The following is a 19,969-nucleotide window of genomic DNA, read 5'->3' as shown; positions in this document are numbered from 1 at the left end:
CGGGGAAGACTCGGCGGTCGGCCCTTCACTTGTTGAGGGATTCGTGAAAGCGTTCACATTCACAAGCAACTTGCATGTAATACCAAGGAGAGGTAGCAGCCATGGACTGGCGTCACAACGCCGTTTGCCGCGAGGAAGACCCCGAGCTCTTCTTCCCCATCGGCAACACCGGTCCTGCGCTGCTGCAGATCGAGGAAGCCAAGGCCGTCTGCCGTCGCTGCCCGGTTATCGAGCAGTGCCTGCAGTGGGCGCTCGAGTCCGGTCAGGACTCCGGCGTCTGGGGTGGTCTCAGCGAGGACGAGCGCCGCGCCATGAAGCGCCGCGCCGCCCGCAACCGGGCCCGTCAGGCCTCCGCCTGACAGTCCCACCCCTGCTGACAGCCTGAGCTTGGCGGCGCGTACAGCGAGTACGCATCTCCCGCCCCCGAGCCGCAGCGCGCAGTACCCCCGATGCGCTTAGCGACAAGCAGAGCAGCAACGAGCTTTAAGCCCCGGACCACCAAGTGGCCCGGGGCTCAATGCTGTTCGGGCCACTGTGCGTCAGGCCCGCCGGGTGGTTCCTACTTCTGCGAGCGCACCGGAATGTCCAGGATCACCTGTGTGCCCCGTTCCGGCGCCGGGACCATGTCGAAGGTGCCACCCAACTCGCCCTCCACCAGCGTCCGTACGATCTGCAGACCCAGGTTGCCCGCCGTCTGCGGGTCGAAGCCCTCGGGCAGGCCGACGCCGTCGTCCTGGACGGTGACGAGGAGTCGCGCCTCCTTGGTGGTGCCACCGCGGACCGCGGAGACCTCGACCGTCCCGGTGTCGCCCTCGCGGAAGCCGTGCTCCAGCGCGTTCTGCAGGATCTCGGTGAGAACCATCGAGAGCGGGGTGGCGACCTCGGCGTCGAGGATCCCGAAGCGTCCGCTGCGCCGGCCGGTCACCTTGCCCGGCGAGATCTCGGCGACCATCGCGAGGACCCGGTCGGCGATGTCGTCGAACTCCACCCGCTCGTCCAGGTTCTGGGAGAGCGTCTCGTGCACGATCGCGATCGAGCCGACCCGTCGTACGGCCTCCTCCAGGGCCTCCCGGCCGCGCTCGGACCCGATACGCCGGGCCTGCAGCCGCAGCAGGGCCGCGACGGTCTGCAGGTTGTTCTTCACCCGGTGGTGGATCTCCCGGATGGTCGCGTCCTTGGTGATCAACTCGCGCTCGCGGCGGCGGAGTTCGGTGACGTCCCGGAGCAGCACCAGGGAGCCGATGCGGGTGCCCTTGGGTTTGAGCGGAATGGCCCGGAACTGGATGACCCCGTCGTTCGCCTCGATCTCGAACTCGCGCGGCGCCCAGCCGCTCGCCACCTTGGCGAGCGCCTCGTCCACCGGTCCCCGGGTCGGGGCGAGTTCGGCGGTGGTCTGCCCCAGGTGCTGTCCGACCAGGTCGGCGGCGAGGCCCATACGGTGGAAGGCGGACAGTGCGTTCGGGGAGGCGTACTGGACGATGCCGTCCGCGTCCAGCCGGATCAGGCCGTCGCCGACGCGCGGGGAGGCGTCCATGTCGACCTGCTGGCCGGGAAAGGGAAAGGAGCCGGCCGCGATCATCTGTGCGAGGTCCGAGGCGCTCTGGAGGTAGGTCAGTTCGAGGCGGCTCGGGGTGCGGACGGTCAGCAGGTTGGTGTTGCGGGCGATGACACCGAGCACACGGCCCTCACGCCGCACGGGGATCGACTCGACCCGGACGGGGACCTCTTCGCGCCATTCCGGGTCCCCCTCGCGCACGATCCGGCCCTCGTCCAGCGCCGCGTCCAGCATGGGCCGCCGGCCGCGCGGGACCAGGTGGCCGACCATGTCGTCCTGGTAGGAGGTCGGGCCGGTGTTGGGGCGCATCTGGGCGACCGAGACGTACCGGGTGCCGTCACGGGTGGGGACCCACAGGACCAGGTCGGCGAAGGAGAGGTCGGAGAGCAGCTGCCACTCCGAGACCAGCAGGTGGAGCCACTCGAGGTCGGAGTCACCGAGGGCCGTGTGCTGGCGTACGAGTTCGTTCATGGAGGGCACGTTGTGAGCGTACCCGGGGCCTGGTGATGGCCGAAAAAACACCCGCGGGCCGCGGCGCCTGGGAGGGACCCTCAACCCTCCCGGCACCGCAGCCCGGAGCATCATCGGCCGTGGGGTGTGCGGTCCCGGTCGGCCGAAGGTCGAGGAGCCGGGGCAGTCAGGGCAGAGAGCTCCGGTTCCTCGTCCGTCCTCCTGTGCGGGGAAGACGGAAGCTGTTCAGTTTTCCCTACGATTTTCCCCTACGCATTCTGGACTAGACCACGATGGCGTGTCCATGCGTGTGGGGGTATGCGTTGGAGTCTGGCACGCGATGCCACGCAGCCTAGCCCGCCCGGGTCAGCCGCGGGGCCAGATGGCCATGGCAATTTCCGCGAGTGCCTCCAGTTCCGCCCGGCTCGCGCCGTCCCGGGCCTGCTGGGACATGCCCTGGATCATGGCTCCGGTGTGCCGCGCGAGCGTTGCCGCGTCGGTGCCGGCCGGCAGCCGCCCCTCGGCCGTGTCGGCCCGGATCCGGGACTCCAGCGCGGCGATGCCCGCGTTGCGCCGCTCCCGCAGCAGCTGCTCGACCTCGGGGCTGGTGCAGTTGGTGGCCGCGTGGACGACCAGACACCCGTAGGGATGGGCCGGGTCGGTGTACTCGGCGGCGGCCTCGCGCAGCGTGCGTGCGACGGCGGCGCGGGCGGTGGGCTCCTCGGCGAGGGCGCGGTCACCGAAGGCGCCATGGGTGTCGACGTAGACCCGGACGACCTCCTCGAACAGGCTGCGCTTGTCGCCGAAGGCCGCGTAGAGGCTCGGGGCGCCGATGCCCATGATCCGGGTGAGATCGGAGACGGAGGTGGCCTCGTAGCCGTGCTCCCAGAAGGCCATGAGCGCCTTCTCCAGCGCGGTTGCACGGTCGAAGGAGCGCGGGCGGCCGCGGGTCCTGGCCGGCTTGGCCTGCGCTTCCGTGTACTCGCTGGTCACCATGGAGTGCATTTTATAGCGCCCCCTAGAGAAATATCGGCGGACTGTTGTACGGTTTTTGTGTAGCGATCACTAGACAAATACAGAAGGGTGGCTGACATGGGTGTGCTCACGGGGAAGACGGCACTGGTCACGGGGGCGAGCCGGGGCATCGGGCGGGGCATCGCCGACCGACTGGCGCGCGACGGGGCGAGGGTGGCGGTGCACTACGGCAGCAATGAGGCGGCCGCCCACGGGACCGTGGCCGCGATCGAGGCTGCGGGCGGTTCGGCGTTCGCGATCGGAGTGGAGCTGGGCGCGCCGGGGGACGCCGAGCGGCTGTGGCAGGAGTTCGACCGGCGGGCGGACGGGCTGGACATCCTGGTGAACAACGCGGGGATCGGCACGGCATCCCCGATCGACGAGATCACCGAGGAGGAGTTCGAGCGGGTCTTCGCGGTCAATGCGAAGGCGCCGTTCTTCCTCGTCAAGCACGGCCTGTCGCGGCTGCGGGACGGCGGGCGGGTCGTCAACATCTCGTCCGGGCTGGCCCGGGCCGCAGCCATGCCGGACAAGACGGCCTACGCGATGACCAAGGGCGCGCTGGACGTCTTCACCCGCGACCTGTCGAAGGTGCTGGGCGCCCGCGGCATCACGGTGAACTCGGTGGCGCCGGGGATCGTCGACACGGACAACACGGCCGGACTCCTGCACGGGACACCGGACGGCCGGGCGCAGGCCGCGGCCATATCGGCGCTCGGCCGGGTGGGGACGCCGGCGGACGTGGCGGACGTGGTGGCGTTCCTCGTGTCGGACGCCGGGCGATGGGTGACGGGGAGCTGGGTGGACGCGACCGGGGGTTCACTGACATAGCAGACGTCTCACCTGGGCCCAGGAGTCCGATTCTGTTAGATTGGTCTAAACCACATAGAGACTCTTGCTCCGACCTCTCCCCTGTTCTCCAGGCCCTCTTCAGAACGGCAGGCCCAGCGTGGAAGTTGTCATCGTTCCGGACGCGGCGGCGGGCGGCGAGCTGATCGCCGAGGCCATGGCCCAGCTGCTGCGGCGCAAGCCCGACGCCCTGCTCGGTGTGGCCACCGGCTCGACCCCGCTGCCCATCTACCAGGCGCTGACCGCCAAGGTGCGCTCCGGTGCCGTGGACACCGCGCGGGCCCGAATAGCGCAGCTCGACGAGTACGTGGGGCTGCCCGCCGAGCACCCCGAGTCCTACCGCTCGGTACTGCGCCGGGAGGTGCTGGAGCCGCTCGGTATCGGGATGGACGCGTTCATCGGGCCGGACGGCACGGCCGAGGACGTCCAGGCGGCGTGCGAGACGTACGACAGGGCGCTCGCCGAGGCCGGCGGCGTGGACCTGCAGTTGCTGGGGATCGGGACGGACGGGCACATCGGGTTCAACGAGCCCTGCTCCTCGCTCGCCTCGCGCACCCGGATCAAGACGCTGACCGAGCAGACCCGGATCGACAACGCGCGCTTCTTCGACGGTGACATCGAGCAGGTGCCGCACCACGTGATCACCCAGGGCATCGGCACCATCCTGGAGGCCCGGCACCTGGTGCTGCTCGCGACCGGCGAGGGCAAGGCGGACGCGGTCGCCGCGACCGTCGAGGGCCCGGTCGCGGCCGTCTGCCCGGCCTCGGCGCTCCAGCTGCACCCGCACGCCACGGTGGTCGTGGACGAGGCCGCCGCGTCCAAGCTCAAGCTGGCCGACTACTTCCGGCACACCTACGCGAACAAGCCGGACTGGCAGGGGATCTAGCCCGGGACGCGGATATCGGCGCCGGTACTGGTACCCGCACCGGTACCGGCACGCCACCCGTTGGACTAGACCAACAACGGGTGCGACGGTATATAGAGGAGATCACGGAGCGTGCGGGCGGAGCCCTGACACACGAAGCCGTGCCACGATGTGAGCCGTGGCCGATGGGATGTCGGTCGCTTTCGGCATCAGGAGCCGGGAAGGCAGAGCATGAGCACCGACGTCGGCAGTGCGGAGAACGAGGCCGGGACGACGGTCCGTACCGCGCGCGTGCCCAAGTACTACCGCTTGAAGAAGCATCTGCTCGACATGACGGAGACGCAGGCGCCGGGCACGCCGGTCCCGCCCGAGCGCACGCTGGCGGCCGAGTTCGACACCTCCCGCACCACCGTGCGGCAGGCCCTGCAGGAGCTCGTCGTCGAGGGCCGCCTCGAGCGCATCCAGGGCAAGGGCACCTTCGTCGCCAAGCCGAAGGTCTCGCAGGCGCTGCAACTCACCTCGTACACGGAGGACATGCGCGCCCAGGGCCTGGAGCCCACCTCGCAGCTGCTCGACATCGGCTACATCACGGCCGACGACCGGCTCGCGGAGCTGCTCGACATCACGGCCGGCGGACGTGTGCTGCGCATCGAGCGGCTGCGCATGGCCAACGGCGAGCCGATGGCGATCGAGACCACCCATCTTTCGGCCAAGCGGTTCCCGGCCCTCAGGCGCTCACTGGTGAAGTACACGTCCCTGTACACGGCGCTCGCCGAGGTCTACGACGTCCATCTCGCCGAGGCCGAGGAGACCATCGAGACCTCCCTGGCCACCCCGCGCGAGGCGGGCCTGCTCGGCACCGACGTGGGCCTGCCGATGCTGATGCTCTCCCGTCACTCCCTGGACCGCGAGGGCAAGCCGGTGGAGTGGGTGCGCTCCGTCTACCGAGGCGACCGGTACAAGTTCGTGGCGAGGCTCAAGCGCCCGCAGGACTGAGGGGAGTTGGCGTCTTCACGCCACAACCTCCAAATCGACATACCGTTATACGGACGAGGTCTTCCGCTGCCACGACACCGTCACCTAGATTGCCTGCGCATTACACAGGTGATCAACCAGGGGACGGAGCCGTGGCATGTCCGAAACGCCTGAAGTGAGACCACCGGTCGTGACACCGGCCCGCGTGATCATCGGTCTGTGTCTCGTCGCGCCCTTCGCGGCGATGCTGTGGGTCGGCTCGTACGCCAAGACGACCCCCGCGTTCATCGGGATCCCGTTCTTCTACTGGTACCAGATGCTGTGGGTGCTGGTCTCCACCGCGCTCACGATGCTCGCGTACAAGCTCTGGCAGCGTGACCAGAGCGCCCGCAGGGCCACTCAGGGCAAGGGGGCGGCGCAGTGAAGAACGGCGTCAACGGCGTCGCGCTCGGCGTCTTCATCTTCTTCTTCCTGGCCGTCACGGTCATGGGCTTCCTGGCCGCCCGCTGGCGCAGGGCCGAGAACGAGCACTCCCTGGACGAATGGGGCCTGGGTGGCCGGTCGTTCGGCACCTGGATCACCTGGTTCCTGCTCGGCGGCGACCTGTACACGGCGTACACCTTCGTCGCCGTGCCGGCGGCGATCTACACCGTGGGTGCGGCCGGCTTCTTCGCCGTGCCGTACACCATCCTGGTCTACCCGCTGATCTTCACGTTCCTGCCCCGCCTGTGGTCGGTCTCGCACAAGCACGGCTATGTGACGACCTCGGACTTCGTGCGCGGCCGCTTCGGCTCCAAGGGCCTGTCGCTGGCCGTGGCGCTCACCGGCATCCTCGCGACGATGCCGTACATCGCGCTCCAGCTCGTCGGCATCCAGGCGGTGCTGGACGTGATGGGCGTCGGCGGCGGCGAGAACACCAACTGGTTCGTGAAGGACCTGCCGCTGCTCATCGCCTTCGGCGTGCTGGCCGCGTACACGTACTCGTCGGGCCTGCGCGCCCCCGCGCTGATCGCGTTCGTCAAGGACACGCTGATCTACATCGTCATCGCGGTGGCGATCATCTACATCCCGATCAAGCTCGGCGGGTTCGACGACATCTTCGCCAAGGCCGGCGAGAAGTTCACGAAGGCAGGCGCGGGCGGGCTCGTACCGGCCCCCGCGGGCCAGTGGACGTATGCCACGCTGGCGCTCGGTTCGGCGCTCGCGCTGTTCATGTACCCGCACTCGATCACCGCGACGCTCTCGTCCAGGAGCCGTGAGGTGATCCGGCGCAACACCACGATCCTGCCGCTGTACTCGCTGATGCTGGGTCTGCTCGCGCTGCTCGGCTTCATGGCGATCGCGGCCGGAGTGAACGTCACCAACGGGCAGTTGGCGATTCCGCAGCTGTTCGAGGACATGTTCCCGGACTGGTTCGCGGGTGTGGCCTTCGCGGCGATCGGCATCGGCGCCCTCGTGCCCGCGGCCATCATGTCCATCGCGGCGGCGAACCTCTTCACCCGCAACATCTACAAGGACTTCATCAGGCCGGACGCCACGCCGAAGCAGGAGGCCCAGGTCTCCAAGCTCGTGTCGCTGCTGGTCAAGGTCGGCGCCCTGGTCTTCGTCCTCACCATGGACAAGACGGTCGCCATCAACTTCCAGCTGCTGGGCGGCATCTGGATCCTGCAGACCTTCCCGGCGCTGGTCGGCGGCCTGTTCACCCGCTGGTTGCACCGCTGGGCACTGCTCGCCGGCTGGGCGGTCGGCATGGTCTACGGCACGGCCGCCGCGTACGGGGTGGCCTCGCCGACCCAGAAGCACTTCGGCGGCTCCGCCAAGGAGATCCCGGGCATCGGCGAGATCGGCTACATCGGCCTCACGGCCTTCGTCCTGAACGTCGCCGTCACAGTGGTCCTGACCTTCGCCCTGAAGGCCCTGAAGGCCCCTGAGGGCCTCGACGAGACCCGCCCCGAGGACTACACGGCGGACGCGGGCGACGCGGGAGTTCAGGTGGAACTTCCGCCGGCCACGGCGGACGCCGGGCACTGAAACGCGCCCCGAAGGGGCGCGAGCAACCACGATCCACCCGCAGCGGGCCGCCGACAACAAGCACCACGGCGGCCCGCTGTTGACCCTCTGAAGCCGCCACAACACGCAACAGACACAACATCTGGGGGTGACACCACAACCCGGCACTAGATGTATGCTCATCCTCGCTGTCGCCGCAGGGGAATCCGGCGCGAATCCGGAACTGTCCCGCAACGGTGTACTTGCGTGCATCCGCACGCCTGTTCAGTCCGAGGACCTGCCGACAGCGCGCGCCCGGCCGTCCGGTCCGGGTGTCTTCAGACGTCCGGGCCTCGTGGAGTGGGTCGGTGGACGCGACGCCGTGCGCGCTCGTGCTGCCCCCTGCCCTCCGCCAGGCCCTGTGCCGAGCGAGGGAGAGCCCCACGTGACCATCGCGCCAGCCGACCCGGCTTCAGCCGTCCAGGCGACCGCAGCTCCGGTGGAGACCGACGGTCCCGGTGCCGCGCTGCTGCGGACCCTGACCGAGCTGACCGTCGACCTCCCCGACGCCGACCCCGGACGGGTCGCCGCGGCCGCACTGCGGGGCCGGTCCGCCCGGGCCGACGAGGCGGAGTTGCGCGAGCTGGCCACGGAGGCGGCCGCCGGCCTCATCTCCGACGACCCCGCCTACTCCCGGCTGGCCGCCCGGCTGCTGACCATCTCGATCCGCGCCGAGGCCGCCTCGCAGGGCGTGACGTCCTTCACCGAGTCCGTCGCCGTGGGCCACCGCGAGGGCCTGGTCGCCGACCGCACGGCGGAGTTCGTACGACTGCACGCCGCGCGTCTCGACACGCTGATCGACGCGGACGGCGACGACCGCTTCGGCTACTTCGGCCTGCGCACCCTGCACAGCCGCTACCTGCTGCGCCACCCCCTCACCCGCAAGGTGATCGAGACGCCCCAGCACTTCATGCTGCGCGTCGCCGCGGGTCTCGCCGAGGACGACACGACCCGTTCCGTCGACGAAGTCGCCGCGCTCTACGGGCTCATGAGCCGCCTCGACTACCTGCCCTCCTCCCCCACGCTCTTCAACTCCGGCACACGGCACCCCCAGATGTCGTCCTGCTACCTCCTCGACTCCCCGCTGGACGAGCTGGACTCCATCTACGACCGCTACCACCAGGTCGCCCGCCTCTCCAAGCACGCCGGCGGCATCGGTCTGTCGTACTCCCGCATCCGCAGCCGCGGTTCGCTGATCCGCGGCACCAACGGGCACTCCAACGGCATCGTCCCGTTCCTGAAGACCCTGGACGCCTCGGTGGCCGCCGTGAACCAGGGCGGCCGGCGCAAGGGCGCTGCCGCGGTGTACCTGGAGACCTGGCACTCCGACATCGAGGAGTTCCTGGAGCTGCGCGACAACACCGGTGAGGACGCCCGCCGTACGCACAACCTCAACCTCGCGCACTGGATCCCGGACGAGTTCATGCGCCGGGTCAACGCCGACGAGCAGTGGTCGCTGTTCTCCCCGGCGGACGTGCCGGAGCTGGTCGACCTGTGGGGCGAGGAGTTCGACGCCGCGTACCGCAAGGCGGAGGCGAACGGGCTCGCGAAGAAGACCATCCCGGCCCGCGACCTGTACGGCCGGATGATGCGCACCCTCGCGCAGACCGGCAACGGCTGGATGACCTTCAAGGACGCCGCCAACCGCACCGCCAACCAGACGGCCGAGACGGGCCACGTCGTCCACTCCTCGAACCTCTGCACGGAGATCCTGGAGGTCACCGACGACGGCGAGACGGCGGTCTGCAACCTCGGTTCGGTCAACCTCGGTGCCTTCGTGGGCGACGGGGACATCGACTGGGATCGCCTCGACGAGACCGTCCGCACGGCCGTCACCTTCCTCGACCGCGTGGTCGACATCAACTTCTACCCGACCGAGCAGGCGGGCCGCTCCAACGCCAAGTGGCGTCCGGTGGGCCTGGGTGCGATGGGTCTGCAGGACGTCTTCTTCAAGCTGCGCCTGCCCTTCGACTCCGCCGAGGCCAAGGCCCTGTCGACGCGGATCGCCGAGCGGATCATGCTCGCCGCGTACGAGGCGTCCACCGACCTTGCCGAGCGCAACGGCGCGCTGCCGGCCTGGGAGAAGACCCGGACCGCCCGCGGTGTCCTGCACCCCGACCACTACGACGCCGAGCTGACCTGGCCCGAGCGCTGGGCGGCCCTGCGCGAGCGGATCGCCGCGGTCGGCATGCGCAACTCGCTGCTGCTGGCGATCGCGCCGACCGCCACCATCGCGTCCATCGCGGGCGTGTACGAGTGCATCGAGCCGCAGGTCTCCAACCTGTTCAAGCGCGAGACGCTGTCCGGCGAGTTCCTGCAGGTCAACTCCTACCTGGTGCAGGACCTCAAGGAGCTGGGCGTCTGGGACGCGCGCACCCGTGAGGCGCTGCGCGACTCCAACGGCTCGGTGCAGGACTTCGCATGGATCCCGGCCGACGTGCGAGCGCTGTACCGCACGGCGTGGGAGATCCCGCAGCGCGGCCTGATCGACATGGCCGCGGCCCGCACCCCGTTCCTGGACCAGTCGCAGTCCCTGAACCTGTTCATGGAGACGCCGACGATCGGCAAGCTCTCCTCGATGTACGCGTACGCCTGGAAGCAGGGCCTGAAGACGACGTACTACCTGCGCTCCCGCCCGGCGACCCGTATCGCCCGCGCCGCCCAGGCGCAGACCCAGACCCCCATCCCCGTGCAGCAGGTCGCCGACCCCGACGCCGTCGCCTGCTCCCTTGAGAACCCCGAGTCCTGCGAGGCCTGCCAGTAATGTCCACCCGTCCCCAGAACCTTCTCGACCCGGGCTTCGAGCTGACTCTGCGCCCGATGCGCTACCCCGACTTCTACGAGCGCTACCGGGACGCCATCAAGAACACCTGGACCGTCGAGGAGGTCGACCTCCACTCGGACGTCGCCGACCTCGCCAAGCTGACGCCGTCCGAGCAGCACCTGATCGGCCGTCTGGTGGCCTTCTTCGCCACGGGCGACTCGATCGTCGCGAACAACCTGGTGCTGACGCTGTACAAGCACATCAACTCCCCGGAGGCGCGCCTGTACCTGTCGCGCCAGCTCTTCGAGGAGGCCGTGCACGTCCAGTTTTATCTGACGCTGCTCGACACCTACCTTCCCGACCCGGACGACCGGGCCGCCGCCTTCGCGGCCGTGGAGAACATCCCGTCCATCCGTGAGAAGGCCGAGTTCTGCTTCAAGTGGATCAACGAGGTCGAGAAGCTGGACCGCCTGGAGTCCAAGGCGGACCGCCGGCGCTTCCTGCTCAACCTCATCTGCTTCGCCGCCTGCATCGAGGGCCTGTTCTTCTACGGCGCCTTCGCGTACGTCTACTGGTTCCGCAGCCGGGGTCTGCTGCACGGTCTCGCCACCGGCACCAACTGGGTGTTCCGCGACGAGACGATGCACATGTCCTTCGCCTTCGAGGTGGTCGACACCGTCCGCAAGGAGGAGCCGGAGCTCTTCGACGACGAGCTGCAGCAGCAGGTCACCGACATGCTGCGGGAGGCCGTCGAGGCCGAGCTGCAGTTCGCGCGGGACCTGTGCGGTGACGGCCTGCCGGGCATGAACACCGACTCGATGCGGCAGTACCTCGAGTGCGTCGCCGACCAGCGCCTCAGCCGCCTCGGCTTCGCCCCGGTGTACGGCTCCGAGAACCCCTTCTCCTTCATGGAGCTGCAGGGCGTTCAGGAGCTGACCAACTTCTTCGAGCGGCGCCCGTCGGCGTACCAGGTGGCCGTGGAGGGCACGGTCGACCTGGACGAGGACTTCTGAGTCCGGTCGCCCTTTGCCGACCATCGATCCGGCGCGCGTTCCGGGGCTCGCAAGCTCCCTGAGCGCGCGCCGGTCGTCGGCGGGTGTCGTTCACCACTCGTCGCTCACCACACGTCTCTCACCACTCGTCGCTCACCACTCCACGGGCTGCAGCAGCAGCCGGTGGGGCCGGAGCGTGATGCCCACACGGGTGGTGTCGTTCGACCCGCTGACCTGCTCGAAGCGGTACTTCGCCGAGATCGCCGCGGTGATCAGGCTCAGCTGGGACATGGAGAAGTGGTCGCTGGGGCACTTGCGGTTGCCCACGCTGAACGGGCTCATCGCGTACTTGGGCACCTCCTTCACCCGCTCGGGCAGCCAGCGGTCGGGGTCGAAGTCGAGGTGGTGGTCGTAGGAACGGCCGTCGCGCTGGATGGCGTACGGGCTGTAGACGATGTCAGCCCCTGCCGGAATGCGATAGCCGCCGAGCGCGGTGTCGGTCACCGCGCGCCGCGTCAATATCCATACGGCGGGCCGCAGTCGCATGGCCTCGACGACGACATTGTTGGTGTGCCTGAGCTCCCGGACGTCCGCGAATGCAACGGGCCGGCCGCCGGTCACGGATTCGACCTCGGCGCGCACCTTCTCGGCGTGTTCCGGATGTTCCGCGAGCACCTGGAGCAGCCACATGATCGTGGAGGCGACTGTTTCGCTTCCGGGGGTGAGTATCGCGACCACCTGGTCGTGGATCTCCTGTTCCCCGATGGGGTCGCCATTGTCGTCCTTCGCCTCCAGCAATGCCGTCAGCAAATCGTCCGGCTTTTGACCAGATGCCCTCCGCTCGGCGACGATCTCGTCGACCAGTAGATGCAAATCGGCCAGTGCCCGGTTGAATTCACGGTTGGCGGGGAACGGCAGCCGGTACAGCGGCCCGAGCGGAACGACCATCCTGCGGTACATACCGCGGAAGACGGTGGCGAGATCGATGCTCAGCCGCTCCGCGCGCTCGTCCATGTAGTCGCCACGCAGCAGACAACGAGCGGCGATGCGCACGGCGACCCGGAACGACTCCGAGGTGCAGTCGATGGTCTCGCCCACCTTCCAGCGCTCGGTCAGCGCATGCGCCTCCTCCTCCATGATCGAGCCGTAGGCGGGGATCGCGTCGAGCCGGAAGGCGGGCTGGATGGTGCGCCGCTGGCGGCGGTGCCGGGGGCCGTTGGCGGTGGCCACGCCCTCCTTGCCGAGCAGGCCTTCCAGGGACTCCCACAGCGGGCCGTCGATCTTGTAGTCGGGGCTGAGCGCGAGTGCGCCGGTGAGCGCCGGTGTGGTGACGGCGTACACCGTCTTGGGGCCGAGCTTCAGGCGTACGACGTCACCGTGCGCGCGCAGCCCGGACATGAAGGCGAGCGGGTCGCGGACCAGTTTCAGGCCGTGGCCGAGTACCGGGAGGGCGCCGCCGGCGAGGGGCGGTTCGCGCAGTCCGGGGCTCTCGGGGGCCACGGGCTTCACAGACTCGACGGTCATTCGTCACCTGCCGCTTCGTTGTTGACGTACGGGGGCGTGGACCGGTCGTCCCAGCTGTCGACCATGTACCGGCCGGACTCGTGGTGGAACCAGTAGACGGAGCTGAACCAGTTCCGCATGTAACCGACACAGGCGCGGACGGCGGTGCTCAATTCCCTTCCGCGGGCCGTGCCGTCGGCGAGTTCGCGGGCGAACCGCAGGGCGTCCCGCTCGGCTTCGAAGAATTCGGCGATGCATTTCTCGACACGCCGCCGGATTTCCTCCACCGCTTCTTCGAGCGTCAGTCCCTCATGAGTGACGAGACTGATTCCGAGATTGTGCACCTCGTCACCCGCTATTTCCTTCGGCAGTGAGCAGAGGTCGTTGTACCAGGCGGCGAATTCCTGACTCAGCACCGCCGCACGGCGATAAGCCGGATGTTTCCGCACGAAGTCCGGGAGTTCGCACCCGGCGCTCGGTTCCAGCAGGTCCGTCCATATCCAGTGCGCGAAGGTGAGCCGCCGCAGGGCGAGGTATTCCTCGACCTTCGGGACGTACCCCGCGGTCCGGTTGCGGAACTCGCGGTCGTAGGCCTCGATCACGTCGTGGAAGTGCCGGGCGAACCGCAGGTTCCAGGTGCGCGGCAGGAACGAGTACAGCCGCAGCACACTGTCCGCGAACCCTGCAACCAGGGGGTCCGGGTGGTGCAGATGGTGCCGGGGTGCGTCGAGGGCCGCGTGCAGGCGGCGCCGCAGTCGGCGCCAGTCGGCCACCCGGCCGTGTACCCGGTCACGGTCGTGCCGGTCGTCCCAGACGAAGAACCAGGCGCTGTAGTCCGCAATGGCTTGCAGGACCTCGTCGGGGGCGCCGGTGTAGTACCCCGCCATCAGGTCGGTGTAGCAAAGACCATCGGCATATTCTCGCACCTTGTCCGCCGGCATCAGCCGCTTTTCCAGGAGCCACTGCCGGGTCTTCTCCTGAAGCTTTGGCCAATACGGGTGCAGTTGCCGGGGAATCACGTCCTCGATCACCGGGAGGGCGAGAGACGGCGGTACTGCGACCGCTGTCGACGATGTGGTGCCGTGTGAGAAAGCGCGCACGAACAGTCCCCTCTCAGCCGCCAGGAGCGCACACCCCTCCGTGCCGTGCCGGGCGTGCGCCGTTGCGTATCCCCGCCCTTCCCATTCAGCACCACAACTGACCATTATGGGAACGGATTTGCTTCACTCACCACCCCAGGATGCCGGGAACCTTGTGGCGAACAAACGAACGACGCCCGGTCGGGAAGGATCCCGAACGGGCGTCGTAGCGTGCGTCGTTGCTGCTCTCGTACGGTGTCCGTACGTTCGGACCGGACGTCTCAGTCGTTGGCGACGACGGGGTAGCGTGGCTCGTTCTCGGCCATCTGCCGCAGCGCGTCCTTGCGGTCGCGCTTGGACAGACGGTCGATGTACAGGTACCCGTACAGGTGATCGGTCTCGTGCTGCAAACAGCGAGCGAAGTAACCGGTGCCGCGGACCTTGATCGGGTTGCCCTTCTCGTCCTGGCCGGTCACCTCGGCGTAGTCGGGACGTGCGAGCGGCGCGTACGCGGTCGGTACGGACAGGCAGCCCTCGTTGCTGTCGTCGAGCCGGCGCTTGTCGGCGGGCAGGTCGACCAGCTTCGGGTTGCACACCACACCGACGTGCCGGACGCCCTCGTCGTCCATGCAGTCGTAGACGAAGACCTTCAGGTCGACACCGATCTGGTTGGCGGCCAGGCCCACGCCCTCGGCGGTGCGCTGGCTGGTGAACATGTCCGCGACCAGCTGGTCCAGCTCCGCACCGAACTCGGTGACGTCCTTGCACTCCTTGTGCAGGACCGGGTTGCCGACGACCGTGATCGGCCGCGAGGTACCGCGCTCGCGCCAGGCGTTCTCGCGCTCCTCGCAGTCCTCCGTGTCGACGACATAACCCTCGTCGTCGACGGGGAGCACGCCCGCGTGCTGCTGATCGGTGTCCTGCTGCGCCATGACCGACGTACGCCTTCCTCAGGAAAACAAGGGGTGAAGTTGCTGATACAGGGTACGTGGGCGCGCCCTGAAGGGGCGCGGGACTGTGCCGAAAGGCGGCTCCGCCGCGGACCCGCAGCCGGCCGTGGTCTCAGCACACCTCTTCGAGATCCCGCCAGTCCCTGGAGTCCGGACTGTCCGCGACCCAGCCGTCCAGCAACCCCCGCACGAGCGAAGCCGGCGCAGCCACCCCGCACTCCCGCTCGGGAACCCACAGCTGCCCGTCCGTGCGATGCCCCAGCGGCCCCGGATGACCCGGCTCGCTGTGATCATGCGGATCCAGATGGACCCCGTCCCCCTCGTCCGACGGCATCCGCGACTCCGAGCACATCCGGCACAGCAGCCGCACCGAGGACGACCAGTCCTCCGCGGCGAACCCCGCGTCCGCGGCCAGCTGCTCCAGCGCGTCCCGGTCCGCCTCGGTGGCCGCCTCCAGCAGCACCACCCAGGTGGGGACCGGCGAGGGCGCCCACAGCTCGATCTCGTCGAAGACCGGGTAGGAGTGCCCGGCGGACGTCGTGCGCTCGCCGTGCGGGACGCCGTCGTGCAGGACGACCTCGCCCCAGCGTCGCCCGGACGAGGGAAGCGGGATGGACAGCACCTCGATCCGGGCCGGGTCCAGCCTGCGGCCCCACACCACCTCGGCCTCGCCCTCCGGGGAGAGCCGTACGGCCGCGCTGCCCAGCTCCATGCCGAGCGGCTCGCCGGAGGCCGCGGCGGCGCCGGGCACCCGCAGCCCGTACGCCTGCCAGGCGCGGCGGGCCAGCGGCCAGTCCTGCAGGGCGGTCGCGGCGATGCCCACGTTCCACCAGTCGGGGGCGCCGGTCTCCCGGTCCAGGAGGGCCACGGCGCGCAGTCCTGCGGCGCGGGCCTGCTCCCAGTCGTGCCGGAACTTGTGCAGCAGGGCGAGGTTGAACCAGGACTCCGCCAGCCAGGGTTCCAGGTCGGCGGCGCGTGTCAACAGCTCGCCCGCGTCCTCGTACCGGCCGTCGCCGATGAGCGTGAACGCGCGGTCGGTGGCCTGCCGCCAGGAGGCGGAGGGCCGGTGCCGTCCCTTGCCGAAGATCCTCACGATTCCCGCCTGCCAGTTCCAGTTCCACGTGGGCTGGCTTGTGCCCCCGGACACCCTCTCCCTCGCATCCAACCACGTACGGTGGGAAGGGCGCTCATTACCCATGGGTTACCCCGCCGCGGGCAGCGTCAGACAGTCCCGGGCCAGAACCCGGGCGAGCGACTCCACGACCTCGGGAGCGTAGTCCCCGGCGGTGGCCAGACGCAGCTCCTCCAGGGCCTTGAGCGGCCCGTCGGGCCCCGCGTCCCGGGCCTTCTCCTCGTAGGCGTTGACGGCCCTGACGATCCGCGCGGCGAGCGGCTGCTCCCGGCAGGGGTCGGCCTGCCGCTCCACGACCACGGCGACGGCCGCGTCCACCCCGGTCTGCCGTACGACGGCTCCGCCGAGCAGTGCGATGCGCCGCTGCTCCTCCCGGGGCAGCGCGGCGGTGGCGCCGGCGGGGACGGGGTCGACCAGGCTGAGCTGGCCGATGTCGTGCATGAGGGCCGCGTACTCCAGGACGGTCAGTCCGGGCCCGGACAGGCCCAGGTCCCGGCCGACGGCCAGGCTGAGCGCGGCGACCCGGCGGGCGTGCCCCGTCGGGGTGTATCCGGCGATCTCGGTGGCCCGGGCCAGGGAGGCGATGGTCTGCCGGTAGGTGGCGCGCACGGCGGCGTAGCGGCGGACGGACAGCTGGGCGAGCAGCAGCGGCAGGCAGAACACCGGCAGCGCCCACAGCCCGACCACGGCGACCGCGAGCGCCATCACCGCGCCGGTCGCGCAGACGGCGGATCCGATGCCGAGCAGTCCGCGCAGTTCGTCGCGCAGGAGCGGGCCGAAGGGCCAGTGGGTGCGGGAGTGGGCGAGGGCGGCGGCGAGGACGGCGTCGCACAGGGCGGTGAGGACGAGCAGGGCGATGAGCAGCAGCGCGTAGGCGGCGCCGTTCCAGGACTCGAACGCGCCCTCGTTGTAGAGGGGTTGGAAGCAGATGGCGGCGAAGCCGACGCTCAGGACACGGCGGGCGAGGTGGTCGAGGGTCGGGGTCCGTCCGCACCAGATGTGCGGGACGCCGCCGAGCAGGGAGGCGGCGAGGACGATGGTGACGACCTGCGGCGCGTCGTGCAGGGTCGGATGTCCGGCGTCGGCGCCCAGCAGGGCGTACGACAGCGATCCGGCGGTGCCCAGCGGCGCGGCCTGCCGTACCTGGGCGCCGCTCCACCGGGTCAGCTCGCCGACGGCTATGAGCACCCCGAAGGCGAGTGCGACGCGCCGGTCAGCTGTGCCGGTCCACAGGGTGACGGCGAGGGAGACGGCGGCGGTGAGGGCGGCACAGGCGTGGATGAGCCGGAGGGCGGTCATCGGGATGCCCCGCTGGGGCTGCCGGCGACCGGTTGCCGGGCCGGGATGCGCTGCGCCGTCTCGTCGGCCGTGACGGCCGGGTGCCAGCCGTGGCGGTCGAGGGCCCGGGCGAGGGCCGTGACCATGCGCGGGTCGAACTGGGTTCCTGCGCACCGCTCCAGCTCGGTGACCGCCGCCTCGACCGGGCGGGCCCTGCTGTAGGAGCGGGTGGAGGTCATCGCGTCGAAGGCGTCCGCCACGGCCACCACGCGGGCGCACTCGGGGATCTGACCGCCCACCAGTCCGTAGGGGTAGCCGCTGCCGTCGAGCCGTTCGTGGTGGTGCAGGATCGCCGCGCGGGCCTCGCCGAGGAAGGAGATCCCGCGGACCATCTCGTGGCCGTACTCGGGGTGCAGCTCGATGATCCGCCGCTCCTCGGGGGTCAGCGGGCCGTCCTTGCGCAGCAGCCGGGTGGGGACGCCGAGCTTGCCGACGTCGTGCAGGATGCCGGCGAAGCGCAGTACCTCGACGCGTTCGTCGTCCATGCCGAGTTCGCGGGCGATCATCACCGAGGCCTGGCCGACCCGCTCGCTGTGGCCGCGGGTGTAGCCGTCCTTGAGGTCGACGGCCTGCACCAGGGCGCGGATGGTGGCCTGGTGGGCGGCCCGCTCCCGGTGGTACTGGGCGAAGATCCAGCAGGAGACGCACATCGGCAGCAGCACGAGCAGCGCGGCGACGGGCCCGTACCGGCTGCGCCACAGCACGGCCATCATCAGCCCGGCGAGTCCGTGCACGGCGACCGGCGCGAGGGAGCGGGACAGCAGCCTGCGCCAGGCCCGGCGCAGGGGCACCCTCCCCCACTGCCTCAACGGCGTGGGCGGTACCCCCACACCTGCCGCGAGGAGGCCGCCGTCGAGCGCGGTGAGCACCAGGCAGAAGGCGAGGACGGCCGCCCCGGCGGGGACGAGCGCGTGGGGGAAGTCGCAGGCCGCGACCGTGTCCCGGCCGCCGAGCGCCCGGTGCACCTGGGCCGCGCCCCACACGGCGAGCGAGGGCTGCGCGGCCCGCCACACACGGCGCAGCCCCACGGGCCGCTCCTCGACGCGGGCGAGCAGCGCCGCCGGCACCGGCACGAGGGCGGCGGCGGGCGGGGACAGCAGGAACGCCCCGGCGAGCAGGACGGGGTAGAAGGTGCCGCCCAGGCGGCGCCGTACGGCGTGCTCACAGGCCGCGTACAGGGCGGTGAGCAGGGCGAGCGCCCACCAGGGCGTGTGGGTGGCCGGCAGCGGCAGGACGCAGACCACAGCCAGCAGGGCGGCGCAAGCCACATAGGCCCGTGCCCTCGCCGGAACCGCCTCCATGACGCCCCTCCCCGACCGTGCCTGTCCGGGCTCGGAGCCTAGGGCGGGAATCGGGGGGTCCGGGAGCTTACGACCCGAGGATTAGCACATTCGGGTGATGGCCGGTCCTCAGCTCTCCTGAGGCGTGGCGGTCACGTCGTGCTCGGGGACGGTCTGCCCGGAGCGGATCAGGTCGATCCGCCCCATGACCTTGGCGCGCAGGTCGGCCGGCACGTCGTCATGGCCGCAGCAGCGCTTGACCAGCTTCTTCACGGCCTGCTCCAGGCCGTACTTCTCCAGGCACGGAGAGCATTCCTCGAAGTGGTGCTGGAACTTGTCGCGATCGACGTCCGGCATCTCGCTGTCGAGAAACTCGTACAGGTGGTCGAGGACCTCACTGCAGTCCGTCTCGTGCGGATCTCCGCAGCTCATGAGCCCGAACCTTTCACTTCGTTCGACTCTCCGGCGCCGGCCGGGACCAGCCCGCGCTCACGGGCGTAGTCCTCGAGCATGCCGCGCAGTTGACGGCGGCCCCGGTGCAGCCGGGACATCACCGTACCGATGGGTGTCCCCATGATGTCCGCGATCTCCTTGTACGCAAAGCCCTCTACGTCCGCGAGGTAGACGGCGATGCGGAACTCCTCGGGGATCGCCTGCAGCGCTTCCTTCACGTCCGAGTCGGGCAGGTGGTCGAGCGCCTGCGACTCGGCGGAGCGCAGACCCGTCGACATGTGCGACTCGGCACGGGCGAGCTGCCAGTCCTCGATCTCCTCGGCCGCACTGCGCTGAGGCTCGCGCTGCTTCTTGCGGTACGAGTTGATGAAGGTGTTGGTGAGAATCCGGTACAGCCACGCCTTGAGGTTGGTGCCCTCGCGGAACTGGTGGAAGGACGCGTACGCCTTGGCATACGTCTCCTGCACCAGGTCCTCGGCGTCGGCCGGGTTGCGCGTCATGCGCAGCGCGGCCGAGTACATCTGGTCGAGGAATTCGAGCGCGTCCCGCTCGAAGCGCGCACTGCGCTCGGCGGTCGTCTCCGCGCCGTCGCCCCGGCCCTCGGGCAGCTCCGCCTGGCCGTTGTCGGTCCCTGCGTCGGTCCCAGTGACCGGACCCACCTCCTCAAGATTCCGGGCAGGACCGAAACCGATCCCACTCGTTTCGGAGGATAGAACACGAC

General features: G+C 69.6%; 18 protein-coding genes and 1 riboswitch. Of the genes, 8 read left to right on the top strand and 10 right to left on the bottom strand.

The genetic code is table 11. The annotated features are described in order from the left end of the window. Positions 1 to 101 precede the first annotated feature (101 nt). On the top strand, positions 102 to 359 hold the full coding sequence (locus ACIF83_RS14380; protein WP_003992873.1) for a WhiB family transcriptional regulator: 258 nt from the start codon (positions 102 to 104) through the stop codon (positions 357 to 359). Between the two features lie 200 nt (positions 360 to 559). On the opposite strand, the gene ACIF83_RS14375 is transcribed toward ACIF83_RS14380, so the two are convergent. Both ACIF83_RS14375 and ACIF83_RS14370 read right to left on the bottom strand, forming a co-directional pair. Beyond that, positions 560 to 2,026: a sensor histidine kinase gene (locus ACIF83_RS14375; protein WP_393469031.1), complete on the bottom strand. Its 1,467-nt coding sequence runs from the start codon at positions 2,024 to 2,026 to the stop codon at positions 560 to 562. A gap of 345 nt (positions 2,027 to 2,371) precedes the next feature. Continuing rightward, positions 2,372 to 3,001, bottom strand: a complete 630-nt coding sequence (locus tag ACIF83_RS14370) for a TetR/AcrR family transcriptional regulator (RefSeq protein WP_399726727.1) — start codon at positions 2,999 to 3,001, stop codon at positions 2,372 to 2,374. 96 nt (positions 3,002 to 3,097) lie between these two features. Here ACIF83_RS14370 and ACIF83_RS14365 point away from each other — a divergent pair, with 96 nt between their 5' ends. The 7 genes from ACIF83_RS14365 (at position 3,098) to ACIF83_RS14335 (ending at position 11,534) form a co-directional block, all read left to right on the top strand. Then, positions 3,098 to 3,850, top strand: a complete 753-nt coding sequence (locus ACIF83_RS14365; protein WP_399726724.1) for an SDR family oxidoreductase — start codon at positions 3,098 to 3,100, stop codon at positions 3,848 to 3,850. A 118-nt stretch (positions 3,851 to 3,968) separates the two neighbouring features. Further along, the gene (nagB, locus tag ACIF83_RS14360) at positions 3,969 to 4,754 is read left to right on the top strand and encodes a glucosamine-6-phosphate deaminase (RefSeq protein WP_393469022.1); all 786 of its coding nucleotides are present in this window, start codon (positions 3,969 to 3,971) and stop codon (positions 4,752 to 4,754) included. Between the two features lie 210 nt (positions 4,755 to 4,964). Then, the gene (locus ACIF83_RS14355; protein WP_145883119.1) at positions 4,965 to 5,729 is read left to right on the top strand and encodes a GntR family transcriptional regulator; all 765 of its coding nucleotides are present in this window, start codon (positions 4,965 to 4,967) and stop codon (positions 5,727 to 5,729) included. Positions 5,730 to 5,865: 136 nt separating this feature from the next. Continuing rightward, entirely contained in the window at positions 5,866 to 6,132 is a 267-nt protein-coding gene (locus ACIF83_RS14350; RefSeq protein ID WP_393469018.1) for a DUF3311 domain-containing protein, read from the top strand. Then, positions 6,129 to 7,739: a monocarboxylate uptake permease MctP gene (gene mctP, locus ACIF83_RS14345; protein ID WP_393469015.1), complete on the top strand. Its 1,611-nt coding sequence runs from the start codon at positions 6,129 to 6,131 to the stop codon at positions 7,737 to 7,739. Before ACIF83_RS14350 ends, mctP begins: the two co-directional genes overlap by 4 nt. A gap of 137 nt (positions 7,740 to 7,876) precedes the next feature. Further along, a riboswitch (cobalamin riboswitch) is annotated at positions 7,877 to 8,018 on the top strand. A 124-nt stretch (positions 8,019 to 8,142) separates the two neighbouring features. Beyond that, positions 8,143 to 10,521 (top strand): ribonucleoside-diphosphate reductase subunit alpha, encoded by a 2,379-nt coding sequence (locus tag ACIF83_RS14340; protein ID WP_398137600.1) that lies wholly within the window; start codon positions 8,143 to 8,145, stop codon positions 10,519 to 10,521. After that, on the top strand, positions 10,521 to 11,534 hold the full coding sequence (locus ACIF83_RS14335; protein ID WP_393469009.1) for a ribonucleotide-diphosphate reductase subunit beta: 1,014 nt from the start codon (positions 10,521 to 10,523) through the stop codon (positions 11,532 to 11,534). Before ACIF83_RS14340 ends, ACIF83_RS14335 begins: the two co-directional genes overlap by 1 nt. Before the next feature lie 132 nt (positions 11,535 to 11,666). On the opposite strand, the gene ACIF83_RS14330 is transcribed toward ACIF83_RS14335, so the two are convergent. From ACIF83_RS14330 to sigR, 8 genes are all read right to left on the bottom strand, one after another. Beyond that, the gene (locus tag ACIF83_RS14330) at positions 11,667 to 13,037 is read right to left on the bottom strand and encodes a cytochrome P450 (protein WP_393469006.1); all 1,371 of its coding nucleotides are present in this window, start codon (positions 13,035 to 13,037) and stop codon (positions 11,667 to 11,669) included. Further along, on the bottom strand, positions 13,034 to 14,116 hold the full coding sequence (gene cyc1 / locus ACIF83_RS14325; protein ID WP_399726717.1) for an epi-isozizaene synthase: 1,083 nt from the start codon (positions 14,114 to 14,116) through the stop codon (positions 13,034 to 13,036). The genes ACIF83_RS14330 and cyc1 overlap by 4 nt, the downstream gene beginning before the upstream one ends. 260 nt (positions 14,117 to 14,376) lie before the next feature. Then, a complete protein-coding gene (gene def / locus ACIF83_RS14320) occupies positions 14,377 to 15,027 on the bottom strand; it encodes a peptide deformylase (RefSeq protein ID WP_393469000.1) in 651 nt (216 codons plus the stop codon). Between the two features lie 130 nt (positions 15,028 to 15,157). Beyond that, positions 15,158 to 16,138, bottom strand: coding sequence for a hypothetical protein (locus ACIF83_RS14315; protein WP_094216204.1), 981 nt, complete (start codon positions 16,136 to 16,138; stop codon positions 15,158 to 15,160). A gap of 108 nt (positions 16,139 to 16,246) precedes the next feature. Further along, entirely contained in the window at positions 16,247 to 17,476 is a 1,230-nt protein-coding gene (locus ACIF83_RS14310) for an HD-GYP domain-containing protein (protein WP_398137603.1), read from the bottom strand. Beyond that, entirely contained in the window at positions 17,473 to 18,816 is a 1,344-nt protein-coding gene (locus tag ACIF83_RS14305) for an HD-GYP domain-containing protein (RefSeq protein WP_399726713.1), read from the bottom strand. Before ACIF83_RS14305 ends, ACIF83_RS14310 begins: the two co-directional genes overlap by 4 nt. Positions 18,817 to 18,924: 108 nt before the next feature. Further along, positions 18,925 to 19,227 (bottom strand): mycothiol system anti-sigma-R factor, encoded by a 303-nt coding sequence (rsrA, locus tag ACIF83_RS14300; protein ID WP_336113539.1) that lies wholly within the window; start codon positions 19,225 to 19,227, stop codon positions 18,925 to 18,927. After that, complete coding sequence (gene sigR / locus ACIF83_RS14295; RefSeq protein WP_393468989.1) at positions 19,224 to 19,907, bottom strand: RNA polymerase sigma factor SigR; 684 nt, start codon at positions 19,905 to 19,907, stop codon at positions 19,224 to 19,226. Before sigR ends, rsrA begins: the two co-directional genes overlap by 4 nt. Positions 19,908 to 19,969: the final 62 nt, after the last annotated feature.

The organism is Streptomyces sp. NPDC085866 (genome assembly GCF_044541035.1).
In the GTDB taxonomy this organism is placed as follows: Bacteria; Actinomycetota; Actinomycetes; order Streptomycetales; family Streptomycetaceae; genus Streptomyces.
Note: the sequence above shows the minus strand (reverse complement) of the source record. Positions and strands in the feature narration are given on the sequence as shown.